Below are 16,013 nucleotides of genomic sequence, written 5' to 3'. Positions count from 1 at the left end.
AGAGGCCGGATGAGCGTTCCCCCCACAACCCGCCGCGCGCTGGTCACCGGCGGCAGCGGCGACCTTGGCGGCGCGATCTGCACGCAGCTGGCCGCCGACGGCCTGCACGTGATCGTCCACGCCAACACCAATCTCGCGCGCGCCGGGGAAGTGGTCGCGGCGATCCACCACGAGGGCGGCAGCGCCGAGGCGGTCGCGTTCGACGTCGCCGATGGCGAGGCGACCCGTGCGGCGCTGGAAGGCTTGCTCGCCGATGGGCCGATCCAGGTGCTGGTCAACAACGCCGGCGTCCATGACGACGCACCGCTCGCGGGCATGAGCGACGCGCAATGGAAACGCGTGGTCGACGTGTCGCTGCACGGGTTCTTCCACGTCACCCAGCCGTTGCTGCTGCCGATGGCACGTACGCGCTGGGGCCGCATCGTCAGTGTGTCGAGCGTGGCGGCGGTGCTCGGCAATCGCGGCCAGAGCAATTACGCGGCGGCCAAGGCCGGCCTGCACGGCGCCAGCATGTCGCTGGCACGCGAGATGGCCAGCCGTGGGATCAGCGTCAACGTGGTCGCGCCCGGGGTCGTCGAAGGCCGGATGGCGGGGGACGCGTTCCCGCCGGAGGTGATCAAACAGATGGTCCCGGCCGGTCGCGCCGGCCGGCCCGCGGAGGTGGCCGCGCTGGTCGCTTTCCTGTGTTCGGATGCGGCCGGGTATATCAATGGCCAGGTGATCGGGATCAACGGCGGCATGGGCTGACGGGCGAGCGACCGGCAACGCTGCGTGAGCGGTTCATGCTCCGACGGCCGGATTTCATCCGCCCTCTCCGCCGCTGCGCGATACTCGCGGCCATCCAACCGGATATCCGCAGGAGAACCACCATGCGAATCCAAACCGCACTCGTACTGGGCCTGGCGCTTGCCGCCGTCGGCTGCGCCAGCACTTCCAAGGTCATGATCGGCGCCGCGCGCCCGGCGATCGCGCCGGAGCAGGTGATGGTGTATTTCTCGCCACCGCCGGGTCGCTACGACGAGATCGCGATGCTCGAGACGTCCAGCGGCGGCCTGACCTACGGCGAGCAGAACAAGATGGACGAGGTGATCGGCAAGTTGCGGACCGCGGCGGCCGGGCTCGGTGCCAATGGCGTGCTGTTCGAGGGTTCGGCCTCCGGCTATGGCGGCAGCAACGTGGGCGTGGGTATCGGCGGTGGCCGCTTCGGCGGAAGCAGCCATGTCGGCGGTGGCATCGGGGTCAGCATCACCCCGACACCGAAACACGCGCGCGGCATCGCGATCCACGTGTACGACCCGCCGGCGCCCGGCAGCCAGCCCCGCCAGCCGGTCGACTGAGGCATCAACCCGCGACGGCTTCGGTCGCGCCGTACCAGTGCGGTGGCAGCAACGGCTCGCCCGTGTCGCCCGGAACCGACAGCCACTTCGAAAGGCCGTGGTCATCCAGCGACGGATGAGCGGCCCGCGCGTTTGCGGACAGTTCCGCGGCCAGTCGCGCCATCAACGCCAGGTTGCCCTTGAGTTGTGCGACGAAGGCCTCGTCATCCAGTTCGGCGGTGATCGAGCGGTTGATCCTCCGGAACCACTCGAGCTTGAACTGGTCGAGGTCACGGCCGTCGAGCGGCCCGGCCACGTCGCCATCGAGCTCCCCGTTGCGCCGGCCCCATTCGCGCAGCATCGCCTGCATCGATACGTTGAGCCCGTCTGCACGGGTGAATACCTCACGCAAACGCCCCAGCACCGGCAGGTGGGCGGCCCGGCCGCTGATGTACAGCGGCGCCAGCATGCCCCAGTAGTAGGTGTAGTCCCAGATCACCTTCAGCGGCATCACCTGCGCGTCGCCGAACAGCGGGTACTGGTCCTGGTACAGGGTCAAGGTGCTGCGGTAGAACGAGAAATACAGTTGCTGGTAGAGGTCGGCGCGCTGTGCGATGGGCTCGCCGGCGCGTTCGCGCTCGATCAGGTCGCAGACGTAGCCGTTGCTGATTGCGATGAAGTCGCTGCCGGGTGAGTAGAACGGGTCCAGGAACACCCCGGCCTCGCCGGTGATCGCCCAGCGCCGGTCCGAGAACACCTGCTTGCAGCCATGCGAGAAGTGCCGCAGGAAGCGGAAGTCCTGCACCGCATGGCGCGGATCCTCCAGCGCGGTCGCCATCCGCGGCTGGTGTTCGCGCAGCCAGTCCATCGCCCTGGCATGCGTGTTGATCGTTTCCAGCGGATGCATCGCGGCATCGCAGACGATGCCCAGCGAGTGCGAGTCCGAGGCCAGCGGGATCAGCCAGAACCAGTAACCCGGTCCGCACATGTGGTTGGTCGACTGCCAGCGCAGCGGCGGGGTGCAGCGTTGCAGCCAGTCGGGATCGCCGGACCAGTCCTGCGGATCGACATGGCCGTCGACCCGCCACCAGGCCGCGTTGGCGTCGTGATCATTGGCCTCGGCCAGGTCGAGCTTGCGCTTGAGCAGGTTGGCGCGGCCGGCGGCGTCGACCAGCCAGTGCGCGGTCAGCGTCGCGGTATTCCCGGCGTGTTCGAAGCGGACCACGTGCGGCGCGTCGCCGTCGCCGAGTTCGAACCCGCGCACGATGGCCGCGTCGCGGAAGTCGACCCCGAGCGCGCGCGCACGTTCGCCAAGGAAATTCTCGAAGCGGCCGCGGTCGAGTTGCCACGACGGCGCCGGCAGCAGCTGGCTGACGCCGAGCTCGGTGCACTGGTCGACCTGTTGGCGGCCCTCGCTGAAGAAGAAGCGGAAGCCGAACTTGCGGATCTGCTGCTCGTCCAGGTGCGCGTGCAGGTCGAGCACCTGGGAGAAGTAATGCGCACCGATTTCCACCGTCGACTCGCCGACCTTGAACGCGGCCTCGCGCACCGGGTGCGCGTTGCGCTCCAGCACGGTCACGCGGGTCGACGGGTCGCGCTGCCTGAGCTGGATCGCAAGGCACAGCCCGGCGAGGCCGCCACCGAGGATGACGACATCGCAATCGGGCTTGGATCGGTTCATGAAGTTCCTGCCGGTTGGCGTGCGGGAAGGGCGCTGAACTCGCCAGTGGGGTCATCGACCACCGCCGGGTTGGCGCGGATGCTGCGGGAGACCGACGCGAGGTTCCCGCGGCGCAGGCATTGCGCGACGATGTGCGAGGTGATCCGGCTGAAGTCACGCAGCGGCCGGAAATGGCTCGCGCGGAACTGCTCGTCGGAGTCGTGGCACTGGTAGCGCGACTCGATCGGCACCGACACGCAGCGCGTGCCGAGCTGCTGCGCCGCCGAAATCAGGATCTGCGCCTCGAACACGAAATCCTCGCCCGGCACGTCGTCCAGCGCCGCCACCGCGGCCGGGTACAGGCGCTGGCCGCTCTGGGTGTCGGCGATCCGGTAACCGGTGCCCCAGGCGATGCCCCAGTCGCCGAACGCATTGGCCAGCCGGCGGTAGCGCGGCTGCTGGGCGCGCTTGCGCAGGCGCGCGCCGATCACGATGTGGCCGGGGTAGCGGCTGGCAGTGTCGAGCATGCGCGGGATGTCGCTGGCCAGGTGCTGGCCATCGCCGTCCATCGTCAGCACGCCCTTGAAGCCGCGTCGCAGCGCTTCGGCAAAACCGTCGCGTAGGCTGGCGCCCTTGCCGCGCCGCGCGGCGTGGCGCAGCACGGTGACCGGCAGGTCGGCGATGCGCTCGGCGGTGTCGTCGTCGGAACCGTCGTCGACCACGATCACGTTCGCGCATTCGGCCAGTGCGCCCTCGACCACGCCGCGGATGCGCAGCGCCTCGTTGAGCGCGGGAATAACCACGGCGATGTTGTTCCGGTCCAGCCGATCAAGCATATGCGTGCTCCGTGATGGCGGCTTCGATCGCGACCCGCAGCACGCGGCCGGCGCCGGCCGGCAGCACTACTGGCGCTGGGTTGCCGGCGACGGCCAAGGCATCGAACAACGGCAGCATCTGTGCCATCGCGTTGCCGTGGGCGTGCCGCGAGAGTGGGCCACCCGCGAGCCGGTCGACCGCGCCATCAACCAGTTCGACCTGCAGCTGCGGCACGTTGACGTTCGGCGTGCGCGACAACACCAGCGCGCCGCCGAGCAGGCCTTCGCTGTGCGACACCGCCGCAAGCGGGCCGGCCGAGGTGGCGTCGTAGCCGACCAGCAACACCGCCTCGCTGCCGGCGGCCAGTTGCACCATTGCCTCCAGCAGCCCCTGCGCGAAGCTGGCGTCGAACGCGCTGATCGCGGTCGCCGGCTGCATCGCGCCGCTGCCGATGGTCCAGTAGCCGGCGGCGGCGTTGTGCACGGAGTTGTGGAAACGCGTTGGCGAGACCGCTTCCGGCTGTGTGGCCAACGTCGCGCAGATGTAATCGGTGATCGCCAGTTCGCCGTGGGTCGAGGCGAACACCGAGGGCAGCGTCTTCGGGTCGCGTCCGGCGGCATTGCAGGCGGCGAGGGCGACCTCGAGCGCGACCGCGACCGTGTCCGGCGCACGGCGGCGCTCGTTCGGCGCCAGCAATTGTGGCGATGGGCGCGATGCAGCGGCGTCGGGCAACGCGCCGCCGGCCGCGAATGCGCGCGCGGCATCCCACGACGGCAAGCCGCGGTTCCAGAATCCGATGCCTTCGATGGTGGCGGACAGCATCATGCGCCGCGTCCGAACAGCAGCGAGCAGTTGTTGCCGCCGAAACCGAAGGAATTGTTCATGGCATAACCGATACCAGCGTTCGCGTTGTCGAAACGTATGTGCGCGCCACAGGCCGGATCCGGCACGTCACTGTTGAGGGTGCCGGGCAACAACCCGTGGCGCAGCGCGATCAATGCGAACACCGACTCGACGATGCCCGCCGCGCCGAGGGTGTGGCCGGTCCAGCCCTTGGTCGAGCTGGCGTGCAGCGTGTCCGGGAACAGCGCGGCGACCGCGGCGGCCTCGATGCTGTCGTTGGCCGGGGTCGCGGTGCCGTGCAGGTTGAGGTAACCGACCTGCGTCGCATCGATCCCGGCCCGTGCCAGCGCGTCGCGCATCGCGTACTGCGCGCCCAGTCCCTGCGGGTGCGGACTGGACATGTGGTGGGCGTCGCTGGACTCGCCGTAGCCACGCAGTTGCAGGCCGCCTTCATCGCCGTCGCCGGCGCGCTCGAGTACCGCGAACCCGCCGGCCTCGCCAAGCGAGAGACCATCACGGCTCGCATCGAACGGCTTGCATTGCGCGCGCGACACCAGCTGCAGCGAGTTGAACCCGTACAGCACGCTGCCGCAGAGGGTGTCGACGCCGCCGACCAGCGCCGCATCGACCACGCCGGCCTCGATCAGTCGCGCCGCCTGCGCGAACACCTTGGCGCTGGATGAACACGCGGTGGCCACGGTGACGCACGGTCCCCGCAGCCCCGTCGCGGCCTGCAGGAAGCCGCCGAGTGAATGCACGGTATGTACCGCCGGGCGGTCCAGGTCGTCGGGGAATGCGCCGGTGTCGCCGAGCCGCGCGTAGGCCTCTTCGGTCGCACCGATCGACGAGGTCGAGGTGCCGACCACGATCGCAACGCGATCAGCGCCATGGCGCCCGACCAGGCCCGCCAGCAGATCGGGGATGCCGTCCTGTTGCAACGCGAGCCACGCGAGCCGGTTGTTGCGGCATTCCCACCCCGCAAGCGCCGCGGGCAGCGGCGCACCCTCGATGCCGTCGACCCGGCCGATCCAGCACGGCAGCGGCTCGCCGTCGGCGCCCACCGGTCCGAAATCGTTGCGACGCAATCCGCCGCGGCGCGCGAGCAGGGCGGCCTGCTGCGCCTCGACCCCGCGGCCGAGCGCCGTGGTGGCGGTGAAGGCACGGATCGCGATCGGCGCGATCGGTGCGGGTGACGATGGCGGTGGTTGGGACGACGGGGACGCAGCTGGCACGCAGTAATCCTGAACTGGGGAGCGGCTGGACGGTCGAAAACGTGCCGCTGGCGGCAGTATGCCAGCGCCCTGCGGAGGTGCACCCGCGTACACTTTCCATCCCGCCGTCGACCCCTGCCGCCGTGGCCCACCCACCGACTTCGCGCACCGCGCACATGCTGGCCCTGGTCGGCGATCGCGACGTCTGGCATTCGGGCGTGGTCGCCGGGGCGGCCTGCGTGTTGAGCCTGGGGCTGGTCTACGTCGGCTATTTCGTCCACGTGTTGCGTGTCGCGCGCAAGGCGCCGTGCGTGCCGGAGCGCGGCGAATGCGTGCTGTTGTTCGGCAAGCACGCGCCGGCGGGGCGGATCGACGTCGACTTCGAGGCCCGGCTCGACCGCGCGGTGTCGCTCTGGCGCGAGCGCCCGCCGGCCAGCATGGTCCTGCTCGGTGGCGGCGCCCCGGGCGAGGCGACCGAAGCCGAACTCGCACGGCACGGCCTGCTCGCGCGCGGCTTCGGCGTCGATACCCCGCTGCAACTGGAATCGCGCTCCCGCGACACCCTGCAGAACCTGCGCAATGCCCGCACGATGCTGTCGCCGGCGGTGCCGGCCGACGATGTCGTGGTCACGCTGGTGCCGGTCGCGCCCGGACGGTTGCAGGTGACCCTGCTGAGCAGCCGCTACCACCTCGCGCGCTGCGCCCTGTTCGCCCGCCAGCTCGGTTTCGATGCCGAGTTGTGTGCGGCCGAACCGCGCCTGCACCTCGGCCCGCGCACCCTGCTGCGGATCGCCGGCGAGGCCGCCTACGTCTGCTGGTCCGACCTCGGCACCCGCTGGGCACGGCTGATCGGCAACCGGCGGATGCTGTCCCGGGTGACCTGACGCGCCCGCCGGTTCGTGGCAGGGTGGGTCCCAGCCCGGACTTCCGGCAGGGGAGCCCGGGGCCGGGTCGCGCTAGGGTGGGCCGGTTCGCAAGTCTTCAGTCGAGGGGAACCGCATGGGTGTGATGAACGGCAAGGCGCGCGTGATCGGCGCAGTGATGGGCGGGCTGCTGGCGACGGCGGCGTTGCCGGTCGCGGCGCAGGACGCCGGGCAGGTCCTGACCGACGCGGACTACCGGCGCGCCGAACAGTTCATGGGCTACAACACCGCGCCGCTGCTGGACCACGCGGTCAATGCCGTGGTCTGGCAGGACGCAAGCCACTTCTGGTATCGCGACCACGACGCCGATGGCGACCACTTCATGCGCATGGACGTCGCCGGCGGTACCGCCACTCCGGCGTTCGACCACGACAAGCTCGCCGCGGCGCTGGCCGCCGCCACCGGCAAGGACGTCGACGCGGCCAAGCTGCCGGTGACCGGGCTGGAGGTCGCCGACGATGGCCGCCTCGACGTCGCGGTGCGCAAGCAGCATTACCTGTGCGACCTGCAGGACAAGCCCGCCTGCGTCGCCGCCGATGACACCGAAACCCGCAAGCCCGGCGCCGAAAAGACCGGCGGTCCTGGCAACGCGCCGGTGGTCGAGTCGCCCGATGGCAAGCTCGCCGCATTCATCCGCGACTGGAACCTGTGGGTGCGCGATACTGCCACGGGTGTCGAGACCCAACTGACCACCGACGGCGTCGAGGACTACGGCTACGCCACCGACAACGCCGGCTGGACCCACAGCGACCGCGCGATCCTGGTGTGGTCGCCGGACTCGACGAAGATCGCCACCTTCAAGCAGGACCAGCGCAAGACCAGCGAGATGGTGCTGGTTGGCACCAATGTCGGTGCGCCGAAGGTGGAGCGCTGGAAGTACCCGTTCGTCGGCGACGACGACGTCACCATGATCGAGCGCGTGATCATCGACGTGCCGGCACGCAAGGTCGTCCAGCTCGACATGCCGCCCGACCAGCATCGCTCGACCCTGTGCGACGACGTCAGCTGCTCCGGCGGCTGGGAGGACGTGCAATGGGCGCCCGACGGCAAGACGCTTGCGTTCGCCTCGACCTCGCGCGACCACAAACAGACCTGGTTGCGCGTCGCCGATGCCGCCACCGGCAAGGTTCGCGAGGTCTACCACGAGAAGGTGCCGACCTATTTCGAGAGCGGCAACGGCGCGGTCAACTGGCGCTACCTGCCGGCGTCGAACGAGTTCATCTGGTTCTCCGAGCGCAGCGACTGGGGTCACCTGTACCTGTACGACCTGGCCAGCGGTGAACTCAAGAACGCGATCACCACCGGCGAAGGCAACGTCACCGAAGTGCTCGAGGTCGATCCGGAATCGCGCACGATCTGGTTCCGCGGCGTCGGCATGGAGGACGGCCGCAACCCGTACTACCAGCACTTCTACAAGGTCGGCTTCGACGGCGGCAACGCGCAATTGCTGACCCCGGAAGACGCCAACCACACGATCACGATGTCGCCCGACGGCAAGCATTTCGTCGATGCGTACTCGACCCCGACCGTGCCGTCGGTGACGGTGCTGCGCGACAGCGCCGATGGCCGCATCGTCGCCGAGGTCGCCCGCGCCGACGACAGCCGCCTGCGCGCCACCGGCTGGGTGCCGCCGACCCCGATCACGGTCACCGCACGCGACGGCAAGACCACCCTCTACGGGATGATGTTCAAGCCGACCGACCTCGACACCTCGAAGAAATACCCGGTGGTGAACTACATCTACCCGGGTCCCCAGACCGGCTCGGTTCGTGGCCGCAGCTTCACGCCGGCGCGCAGCGACCACCAGGCGCTGGCCGAACTGGGTTTCATCGTGGTCGCGATCGATGGCATGGGCACGCCGTGGCGCTCCAAGAGCTTCCACGACGCCTTCGGCGGCGACGTCGGCGACAACACCCTGCCGGACCAGGTCGCCGGCCTGAAGCAACTGGGTGAACGCTTCGACTGGATCGACCTCGACCGCGTCGGCGTCTGGGGCCATTCCGGCGGCGGCTACGCGACCGCCGACGCGATGTTCACCTACCCGGACTTCTACAAGGTCGGTATCTCCGAAAGCGGCAACCACGACAACCGCAACTACGAGGACGACTGGGCCGAGAAATGGCAGGGGCTGGAGGTGGTCGACGAAAACGGCGACAGCAACTACGACGCCCAGGCCAACCAGAACCGCGCGGAGAACCTCAAGGGCCACCTGCTGCTGGCGCACGGGATGATGGACGACAACGTGCCGCCGCAGAACACGCTGCTGGTGGTCGACGCACTGGTCAAGGCCAACAAGGACTTCGACCTGCTGCTGTTCCCGAACGCCCGCCACGGCTTTGGCGAGGACAGCAACTACATGACCCGCCGCCGCTGGGACTACTTCGTCGAGCACCTGATGGGCGCGACCCCGCCGGCGCAGTACAAGATGGGATCGGACTGATCCGCCACGGACCCGCAACCGGCACGGTTGCGGGTCTTTAAATTGAGCTGAACGCGGGCCGGGCCTGTTCATCTGCACTCTCGTAAGGTACGGCCCGATGATCGAATCCTCGCTCAGGGCCACGCTCCGCACCACGACTTCCGACGCACACGGACGCGTCGACGCGCTTGTCGGCGGCGGCCTCGTCGACGACGCGGGCTACCGGCGCTATCTGCGCGGGATGTACCGCTTCATCGTCGCCAGCCAGGCCGCACTGGGACCGGGCTGGCCGCTCGAACCGCTGCGGGCGCGGTTGTTCGATGACATGCAGGCATTGGGGATGGCCCCCGAGCCCGCGGCGGGCACCGGGTTGCCGATGCCCACCGATGATGCAGCCCGGTTGGGCTGGGCGTACGTGGTCGCCGGCTCCTCGGTCGGTGCGCGTCAGCTGTTGAGGGATGCCGAAACACTCGGGCACGGAACCGCTGGCCGCGCCGGCTTCTTGCATCATTTCGCACGAAGTCCGTTGTGGACAGACGTGCTGTCACAACTCTCGGCCGCGAGGCTGGATACCCAACAAGCCGACCGCTGCCGCGCTGCCGCGCTGTCCGCGTTCGCCACTGCAGAGGCCGCCTTCCGGGGTGCCGGAGACGAACTGACCCGATGAACGAATCCAAGACTCCCACCCCCCTCGATCTGGATGCGTGCCTGCGGGCGCCGGTGCACCTGTCGGGTGCCATCCAGCCCCATGGCTACCTGGTCAGCTGTTCGCGGGCCGACTGGCGTATCCGCCACGTGTCGGCGAATGTCGGCGCCCTGTTCGGGCTGCCGGCCGAGGACCTGATCGGACTGCCGTTGAGCGAGTTCGTCGAGGAAGACGTGCTGTCGCAGGTGTCCGACACGGTCGCCGCCGCGGTGCCCGGCGACGCCACCGCGCAACGCGCCTGCACCGCGAACGTCGGCGCGTTGATGACGATCTGCGATGTCACCGCGCACGCGGTGGATGGCCTGCTGCACCTGGAGTTCGAGCCGCAACCCGCGCGACCGGCGGCCGGCACCCCCACCACGATCGCGCAGCGGATGGTCGCGCAACTGGGCCATGACGACAGCGATCCGGGGTTCTTCCAGCAAGTGGCCCGGCAGGTCCAGCTGCTGACCGGCTACGACCGCGTGATGATCTACCGGTTCCGCGAGGACGACTCCGGCGAGGTCATCGCCGAAGTGGTGCCCGACGACATGGAGCCGTACCTCGGCCTGCGCTACCCGGCCACGGACATTCCGCCGCCGGCGCGCGCGCTGTACCTGCGCAACCGCATCCGCATCATTCCCGACGCGACCTACCAGCCGGTGCCACTGGTGCCGCCACTCGACCCGGACGGGCAACCGCTGGACCTCAGCCAGCACGTGTTGCGCAGTGTCGCGCCGGTCCACCTGGAGTACCTGCGCAACATGGGCGTGGCCGCGTCGATGTCGATCTCGATCGTCAGTGGCGGCCGCCTGTGGGGACTGATCGCCTGCCACCACCGCGTGCCGCGCGTGGTGTCCGCCAGCGCGCGTGCCGCCGCCGACCTGTTCGGCATGTTCGTGTCAATGCGGGTCGCCGCGCGTGAGCAGGAACTCACCATGGAGCGCTTCAACCGCGCCCAGCGACTGCGCGACGCCCTGGTTCAGCGACTGGCGCGGGCGCGCGACTTCGACCGTGCGCTCGCCGAGGAACTGGAACTCGTCCGCGATGTGCTCGACTGCGCCGGCGCCGGCCTGTCGATCGGCGGCTCGTGGCACGCCAGTGGGCGCGCGCCGGCGTCGCGTGATCCGGCGCCATTGCTCGACTGGGTGGCCCGCCAGGATCCGTCGGAGGTGCTGATGACGGACGCCGCGACAGACTGGAACAGCCTGGCGCTGGGCGCACCCGGCCTGGCCGGCCTGATGGCGATCAACCTGGGCACGCCGCGTGACTGGTTGTTCCTGTTCCGCGTCGAGCAGGTGGAAACGGTCAGCTGGGCCGGTCAGCCGCACAAGGCGCTGGTCGCCACCGACGATGGCCAGCGACTCGCACCGCGCAAGAGCTTCGCCACCTGGCGCGAGACGGTCTCCGGTCGCAGCCAGGCGTGGTCCGCCAGCGACCGGCGTGGCGCCGAGCGCCTGCACCTGGTCCTGCGTGAACAGCGCGGCCGTGCGCGGGCCGTGTCGCGTGAGCGCCAGGATATCGACAGCCGCTACCGGCGCCAGAAGCTGCAGGAGCAGAAGCTGCGACTGGATGGCATGGCCTCGCTGCTGGAAGGCATGTTCCATCTGGACGCCGTGGAGACCGCCAGCATCGAAGCCCGCATCGAAGCGCTCGAAGCCGACCTGCGTCGCCTCATGCACCGCACCCGGCCGGAGCGGCCACGGTCGCTCGAAGGTGGGGACGTGGAATTGGCCCACCTCTGAGGGCGCGGGGCGCAGGGCAGCCGGGGCGGCGCAGTCGCTGCGACGCCCACCGGTAGAATGGCGCGATGGATGTCTCCCACCTGCTCGACGCGCTCAACCCGGCGCAGCGCGAGGCCGTCAGCGCGCCGCCCGGCCACTACCTGGTGCTGGCCGGCGCCGGCTCCGGCAAGACCCGCGTACTGACCCACCGCATCGCCTGGCTGCACGAGGTGTTCGGGGTGCCGACCCACGGCATCCTCGCGGTCACCTTCACCAACAAGGCCGCGGCCGAGATGCGCCAGCGCGTCGACGCCCAGCTCGGCGGCGGCACCCGCGGCATGTGGGTCGGCACCTTCCACGGCCTCGCCCACCGGCTGCTGCGCCTGCACTGGCAGGAAGCCAAGCTGCCGGAAGGCTTCCAGGTGCTCGATTCCGACGACCAGCTGCGGCTGGTCAAGCGCGTGGTGCAGGGGCTGGAACTCGACGACAGCCGCTTCCCGCCGCGCCAGATCGCGTGGTGGATCAACGCGCAGAAGGACGAAGGGCGACGTCCCCAGCACCTGCAACCGGAGCCGGGCGACCAATGGTCCGACGTCATGCGTCGTTGCTACGCCGCCTACCAGGAACGCTGCGACCGCGCCGGCCTGGTCGATTTCGCCGAGCTGCTGCTGCGCGCGCACGAACTGCTGCGCGACAACCCGGCATTGCTGGCGCACTACCGCCACCGTTTCGGCGAGATACTGGTCGACGAGTTCCAGGACACCAACGCGATCCAGTACGGCTTCGTGCGCCTGCTCGCCGGCGACAGCGGCCACGTGCTCGTGGTCGGCGACGACGACCAGTCGATCTACGGCTGGCGCGGCGCCAAGGTCGAGAACGTGCAGCGGTTCCTCAAGGACTTCCCCGGCTCGCAGACGATCAAGCTCGAGCAGAACTACCGCTCAAGCGCCAACATCCTCGACGCCGCCAATGCCGTGATCGCGCATAATCCCGAGCGTTTGGGCAAGAAGCTCTGGACCGACAGCGGCAGCGGCGAACCGGTCGACCTGTACGCGGCCTACAACGAGATCGATGAGGCCCGCTTCGTGGTCGAACGCTTGCGCCAGTGGGTGCGCGACGGCGGCAGCCATGGCGAGGTCGCGATCCTGTACCGCAGCAACGCGCAGTCGCGTGCGTTCGAAGAGGCGCTGCTATCGGAGCAGGTGCCATATCGCGTCTACGGCGGCCAGCGCTTCTTCGAGCGCGCCGAGATCAAGGACACCCTGGCCTACCTGCGGCTGGTCGCCAACCGCAGCGACGACGCTGCGTTCGAACGCGCGGTCAACACGCCGACGCGCGGCATCGGCGAGCGCACGCTGGACGAGGTGCGTCGTCGCGCCCGGGCCGATGGCGCACCGCTGATGGTCGCCGCGCGCTGGCTGACCACCGAACCGGTGCTGGCGGCACGCGCACGCAACGCACTCGCCGGTTTCATCGAACTGATCGAAGGCCTCGACACTGATGTCGCCGAGATGCCGCTGCAGGAAAAGATCGACCACGTGCTGGCCCGCTCCGGCCTGCGCGAACACTACGCACGCGAGAGCAAGGGCCAGCTCGACTCACGCACCGACAACCTCGACGAACTGGTCTCGGTCGCCTCGCGCTTCTCGCGCAACGACGAGGAAGACGCCGCGGCGATGCCGGAGCTGGTCGCGTTCCTCAGCTACGCCTCGCTGGAGGCCGGCGAGAGCCAGGCCCAGGCCGGTGAGGACGGCGTGCAGCTGATGACCCTGCACAGCGCCAAGGGGTTGGAGTTCCCGCTGGTGTTCCTGGCCGGGATGGAGGAGGGGCTATTCCCCAATGCCCGCTCGATCGAGGAAGCCGGCCGGCTGGAAGAAGAGCGTCGCCTCGCCTACGTCGGCATCACCCGCGCCCGCGAGAAACTGGTACTGAGCTACGCCGAGGCGCGCCGCATCCACGGCCAGGAGATGTACGGCATCCCGTCGCGGTTCCTGCGCGAGATCCCGCCGGCGTTGCTGCACGAGGTGCGCCCGAAGGTGCAGGTGTCGCGGCCGATGTTCAATACCGCGCCACGGCGCAACTACGGCCACGCCGCCGTCGAAACCCCGGCGCTGCCGCTCGGCGCCAACGTCCGCCACGCCAAGTTTGGCACCGGCGTAGTCACCGACTTCGAAGGCAGCGGCGCGCACGCACGGGTGCAGGTCAACTTCGACGAGGTCGGCAGCAAGTGGCTGGTGCTGTCGTATGCGAACCTGCAGCCGGGCTGAGCGGTCGCGTCAGCACGCCAATGAAAACGGCGCCGCAAGGGCGCCGTTTTCTCAAGCAGACCGGCCTTATGCCATTGCCGGGATGCCACCTTCGTCGGACTTGGGGTCCTCGCCGAAACGGTTGCTGCCGCGGGTGCCTTCCATCACCGCGAACACCAGCAGCACGATCGCGCCGATCAGCGGAATGAAGATCAGCAGCAGCCACCAGCCGCTCTTGTCGATGTCGTGCAGGCGGCGCACGCCGACCGCGATGCTCGGCAGCAGTACGGCCAACGTGTAAAGGAGGCCCAGCATGCCGATGCCGCTCTCGGTCATGAAGCCGCCGATGCCGTCGATGACCGCCAGCACGATCGAGACGATCAGGTTGAACAACGCGAACATCCAGTACTCCTTGCGGCGCGCGCGCCCCTCGAAGCCAACGTAGTTCTTCAATACTTTCAGATACCAGTCCATTGCGATCTCCCCAGAGTCGGTTGATGTCGCGCGCCCCTCCCCGGGCCGCGCTCAGCGGATACTACCCGTTCCCAGCGACCGTGGCCGTCGGTGGGCACCACCGGCTTTCGGCCACCGTTTCCCGGTCAGATTCGCTGCTATGGCTTCAGCTCACCTACTTCGCGTGCCATTTGTCGTCGTCGCCCTTCTCGTACTTCTGCTTCACCGCCGACCAGGCGACCTTGTGCGCGGTTTCCTCGCGCGAGGCGTCGCCGCGGCGGTCGTCGGAGTCCTTGTACTCGTCCCAGGCGCTGTTGAAGGCTTCCTTGTAAATCTCCTGGGCGTGCTTGGGCACGTTGTCCTTGACCGAGTCGGGAAGGTCGGTGATGCGGTCGTAAGGCATGGTCGTTTCCCGCTGCTGGAGGGGTCGACTATCCGCGCGGTGGGTTAACCCGCCGCGAAAGCCACGTCAATCAAAGAAATTGATGAAGCCGGTGATGATCAGCGCATTGGTGAAGTCGATGAAGAACGCACCCACCAATGGCGCCACCAGGAACGCGCGCGGGGCGACGCCGTAACGCTCGACCAGCGTGCGCATCACCGCCATCGCGTTGGCGGTGGTACCGAGCATGAAGCCGATGAAGCCGCCGCCCATCACCGCGGCGTCGTAGTCGCGCCCCATCATCCGGAACACCACCAGGCAGAACGCCGCCACCATCACCACCTGCACACCCAGGTTGACCACCAGCGGCATCGCCAGGCCGGCGAGTTCCCACAGCTTGAGGTTCATCAGCGCCACCGCCAGGAACAGCGCCAGGCAGATGTTGCCGATCAGCTCCACCGTCGGCACCGGGATGCGGAACAGGCCCGACGCGTCGTCGATATTGCGGATCAACGCGCCGACCAGCATCGCGCCGACGTAGGCCGGCAGGGTGATGCCGGTGGCCGAGATCCAGCCGCTGACCCACGACCCGATCCACATCGCGACCAGGATCGCGACGATGCTCTTGAGCGCGCTGAACTCGCGCTGGGCTTCGGTCATCAGCAGGCCGCTGGCGTCGTCGTCGGGTGCGTGGTGGTCTTGCGGGCGGGTGGACACCAGCCCGAAGCGCCGGATCAGCACGGTGACGACCGGCCCGCCGACCAGGCCGCCGAGCACGATGCCGCCCATCGCCGAGGCAATCGCGATCGACTCGGCGCCGCGGATGCCGGCCTCCTCGAACAGCGGCGCGAATGCCAGTCCGGTGGCCGGCCCGCCGGTCAGCGTGGTCGAGCCGGCGAGCACGCCGAACAGCGGAGGCAGGTCGAAGCCGACCGCCACCGCCATGCCCAGCAGGTTCTGCGCGACGGCGAAAACCGATGCCAGCGCCAGGAACACCATCACCTGCCTGCCGCTGATCTTCAGCAGCTTCAGGCTGGCGTTGAAGCCGATGGTGGTGAAGAACGCGACCATCAGCGGCGTCTGCAACGAGGTGTCCATTGTCCACAGCGCGGTGTCGCGCTCGTACGCGATCCACGCGACGATCGCGAACACCAGTCCGCCGATCACCGGCGGCGGCAGGTTGTAGCGACCCAGCACGGGAATCACCCGGCACAACGCGTAACCCAGGAACAGCGCGAGTCCGGCAAAGGCCAGGGTCTGTACGGCGTCGAGTTGCAGCAAAGGAGACTCCTTGAACGATGTCCTGCGTGTGCCGAGTTGTTGCGGCAGTCGATG

Annotated in this window: 14 protein-coding genes; 7 read left to right on the top strand and 7 right to left on the bottom strand. The window is 68.8% G+C overall.

Annotated elements, in window-relative coordinates:
* Positions 1–9 precede the first annotated feature (9 nt).
* A complete protein-coding gene (gene fabG, locus ACT9F5_RS08185) occupies positions 10–747 on the top strand; it encodes a 3-oxoacyl-ACP reductase FabG (protein ID WP_445119387.1) in 738 nt (245 codons plus the stop codon).
* 122 nt (positions 748–869) lie between these two features.
* Positions 870–1,337: a hypothetical protein gene (locus tag ACT9F5_RS08180; RefSeq protein ID WP_445119386.1), complete on the top strand. Its 468-nt coding sequence runs from the start codon at positions 870–872 to the stop codon at positions 1,335–1,337.
* A 4-nt stretch (positions 1,338–1,341) separates the two neighbouring features.
* Here ACT9F5_RS08180 and ACT9F5_RS08175 read toward each other — a convergent pair whose 3' ends face one another.
* Genes ACT9F5_RS08175 through ACT9F5_RS08160 form a run of 4 tightly spaced genes read right to left on the bottom strand, consistent with a single transcriptional unit; the run spans position 1,342 to position 5,816 of the window.
* Entirely contained in the window at positions 1,342–2,997 is a 1,656-nt protein-coding gene (locus tag ACT9F5_RS08175; RefSeq protein WP_445119385.1) for a tryptophan 7-halogenase, read from the bottom strand.
* Positions 2,994–3,812, bottom strand: coding sequence for a glycosyltransferase (locus ACT9F5_RS08170; RefSeq protein WP_445119384.1), 819 nt, complete (start codon positions 3,810–3,812; stop codon positions 2,994–2,996). The genes ACT9F5_RS08175 and ACT9F5_RS08170 overlap by 4 nt, the downstream gene beginning before the upstream one ends.
* Positions 3,805–4,614 carry a beta-ketoacyl synthase chain length factor gene (locus ACT9F5_RS08165; RefSeq protein ID WP_445119521.1) on the bottom strand — a complete coding sequence of 270 codons (810 nt, stop codon included), beginning with the start codon at positions 4,612–4,614 and terminating at the stop codon, positions 3,805–3,807. Before ACT9F5_RS08165 ends, ACT9F5_RS08170 begins: the two co-directional genes overlap by 8 nt.
* Positions 4,614–5,816 (bottom strand): beta-ketoacyl-ACP synthase, encoded by a 1,203-nt coding sequence (locus ACT9F5_RS08160; RefSeq protein WP_445119520.1) that lies wholly within the window; start codon positions 5,814–5,816, stop codon positions 4,614–4,616. The genes ACT9F5_RS08165 and ACT9F5_RS08160 overlap by 1 nt, the downstream gene beginning before the upstream one ends.
* 173 nt (positions 5,817–5,989) lie before the next feature.
* Here ACT9F5_RS08160 and ACT9F5_RS08155 point away from each other — a divergent pair, with 173 nt between their 5' ends.
* From ACT9F5_RS08155 to uvrD, 5 genes are all read left to right on the top strand, one after another.
* A complete protein-coding gene (locus tag ACT9F5_RS08155; protein ID WP_445119383.1) occupies positions 5,990–6,730 on the top strand; it encodes an ElyC/SanA/YdcF family protein in 741 nt (246 codons plus the stop codon).
* Between the two features lie 115 nt (positions 6,731–6,845).
* The gene (locus ACT9F5_RS08150; protein ID WP_445119382.1) at positions 6,846–9,209 is read left to right on the top strand and encodes a DPP IV N-terminal domain-containing protein; all 2,364 of its coding nucleotides are present in this window, start codon (positions 6,846–6,848) and stop codon (positions 9,207–9,209) included.
* Positions 9,210–9,306: 97 nt separating this feature from the next.
* Entirely contained in the window at positions 9,307–9,855 is a 549-nt protein-coding gene (locus ACT9F5_RS08145; protein ID WP_445119381.1) for a biliverdin-producing heme oxygenase, read from the top strand.
* Positions 9,852–11,618: a GAF domain-containing protein gene (locus ACT9F5_RS08140; RefSeq protein WP_445119380.1), complete on the top strand. Its 1,767-nt coding sequence runs from the start codon at positions 9,852–9,854 to the stop codon at positions 11,616–11,618. The genes ACT9F5_RS08145 and ACT9F5_RS08140 overlap by 4 nt, the downstream gene beginning before the upstream one ends.
* A gap of 65 nt (positions 11,619–11,683) precedes the next feature.
* Positions 11,684–13,864 (top strand): DNA helicase II, encoded by a 2,181-nt coding sequence (gene uvrD / locus ACT9F5_RS08135; protein WP_445119379.1) that lies wholly within the window; start codon positions 11,684–11,686, stop codon positions 13,862–13,864.
* Between the two features lie 66 nt (positions 13,865–13,930).
* Here the strand turns inward: uvrD and ACT9F5_RS08130 are convergent, their stop codons facing one another.
* The 3 genes from ACT9F5_RS08130 to gltS form a co-directional block, all read right to left on the bottom strand.
* A complete protein-coding gene (locus ACT9F5_RS08130) occupies positions 13,931–14,317 on the bottom strand; it encodes a DUF805 domain-containing protein (RefSeq protein ID WP_445119378.1) in 387 nt (128 codons plus the stop codon).
* Positions 14,318–14,471: 154 nt separating this feature from the next.
* Positions 14,472–14,699 carry a putative cation transport regulator ChaB gene (gene chaB, locus ACT9F5_RS08125; RefSeq protein ID WP_445119377.1) on the bottom strand — a complete coding sequence of 76 codons (228 nt, stop codon included), beginning with the start codon at positions 14,697–14,699 and terminating at the stop codon, positions 14,472–14,474.
* A 66-nt stretch (positions 14,700–14,765) separates the two neighbouring features.
* Entirely contained in the window at positions 14,766–15,959 is a 1,194-nt protein-coding gene (gltS, locus tag ACT9F5_RS08120; RefSeq protein WP_445119376.1) for a sodium/glutamate symporter, read from the bottom strand.
* Positions 15,960–16,013: the final 54 nt, after the last annotated feature.

The sequence above is a fragment of the Lysobacter sp. F6437 genome, assembly GCF_052547215.1.
This window is presented reverse-complemented; position numbering and strand designations above follow the sequence as displayed.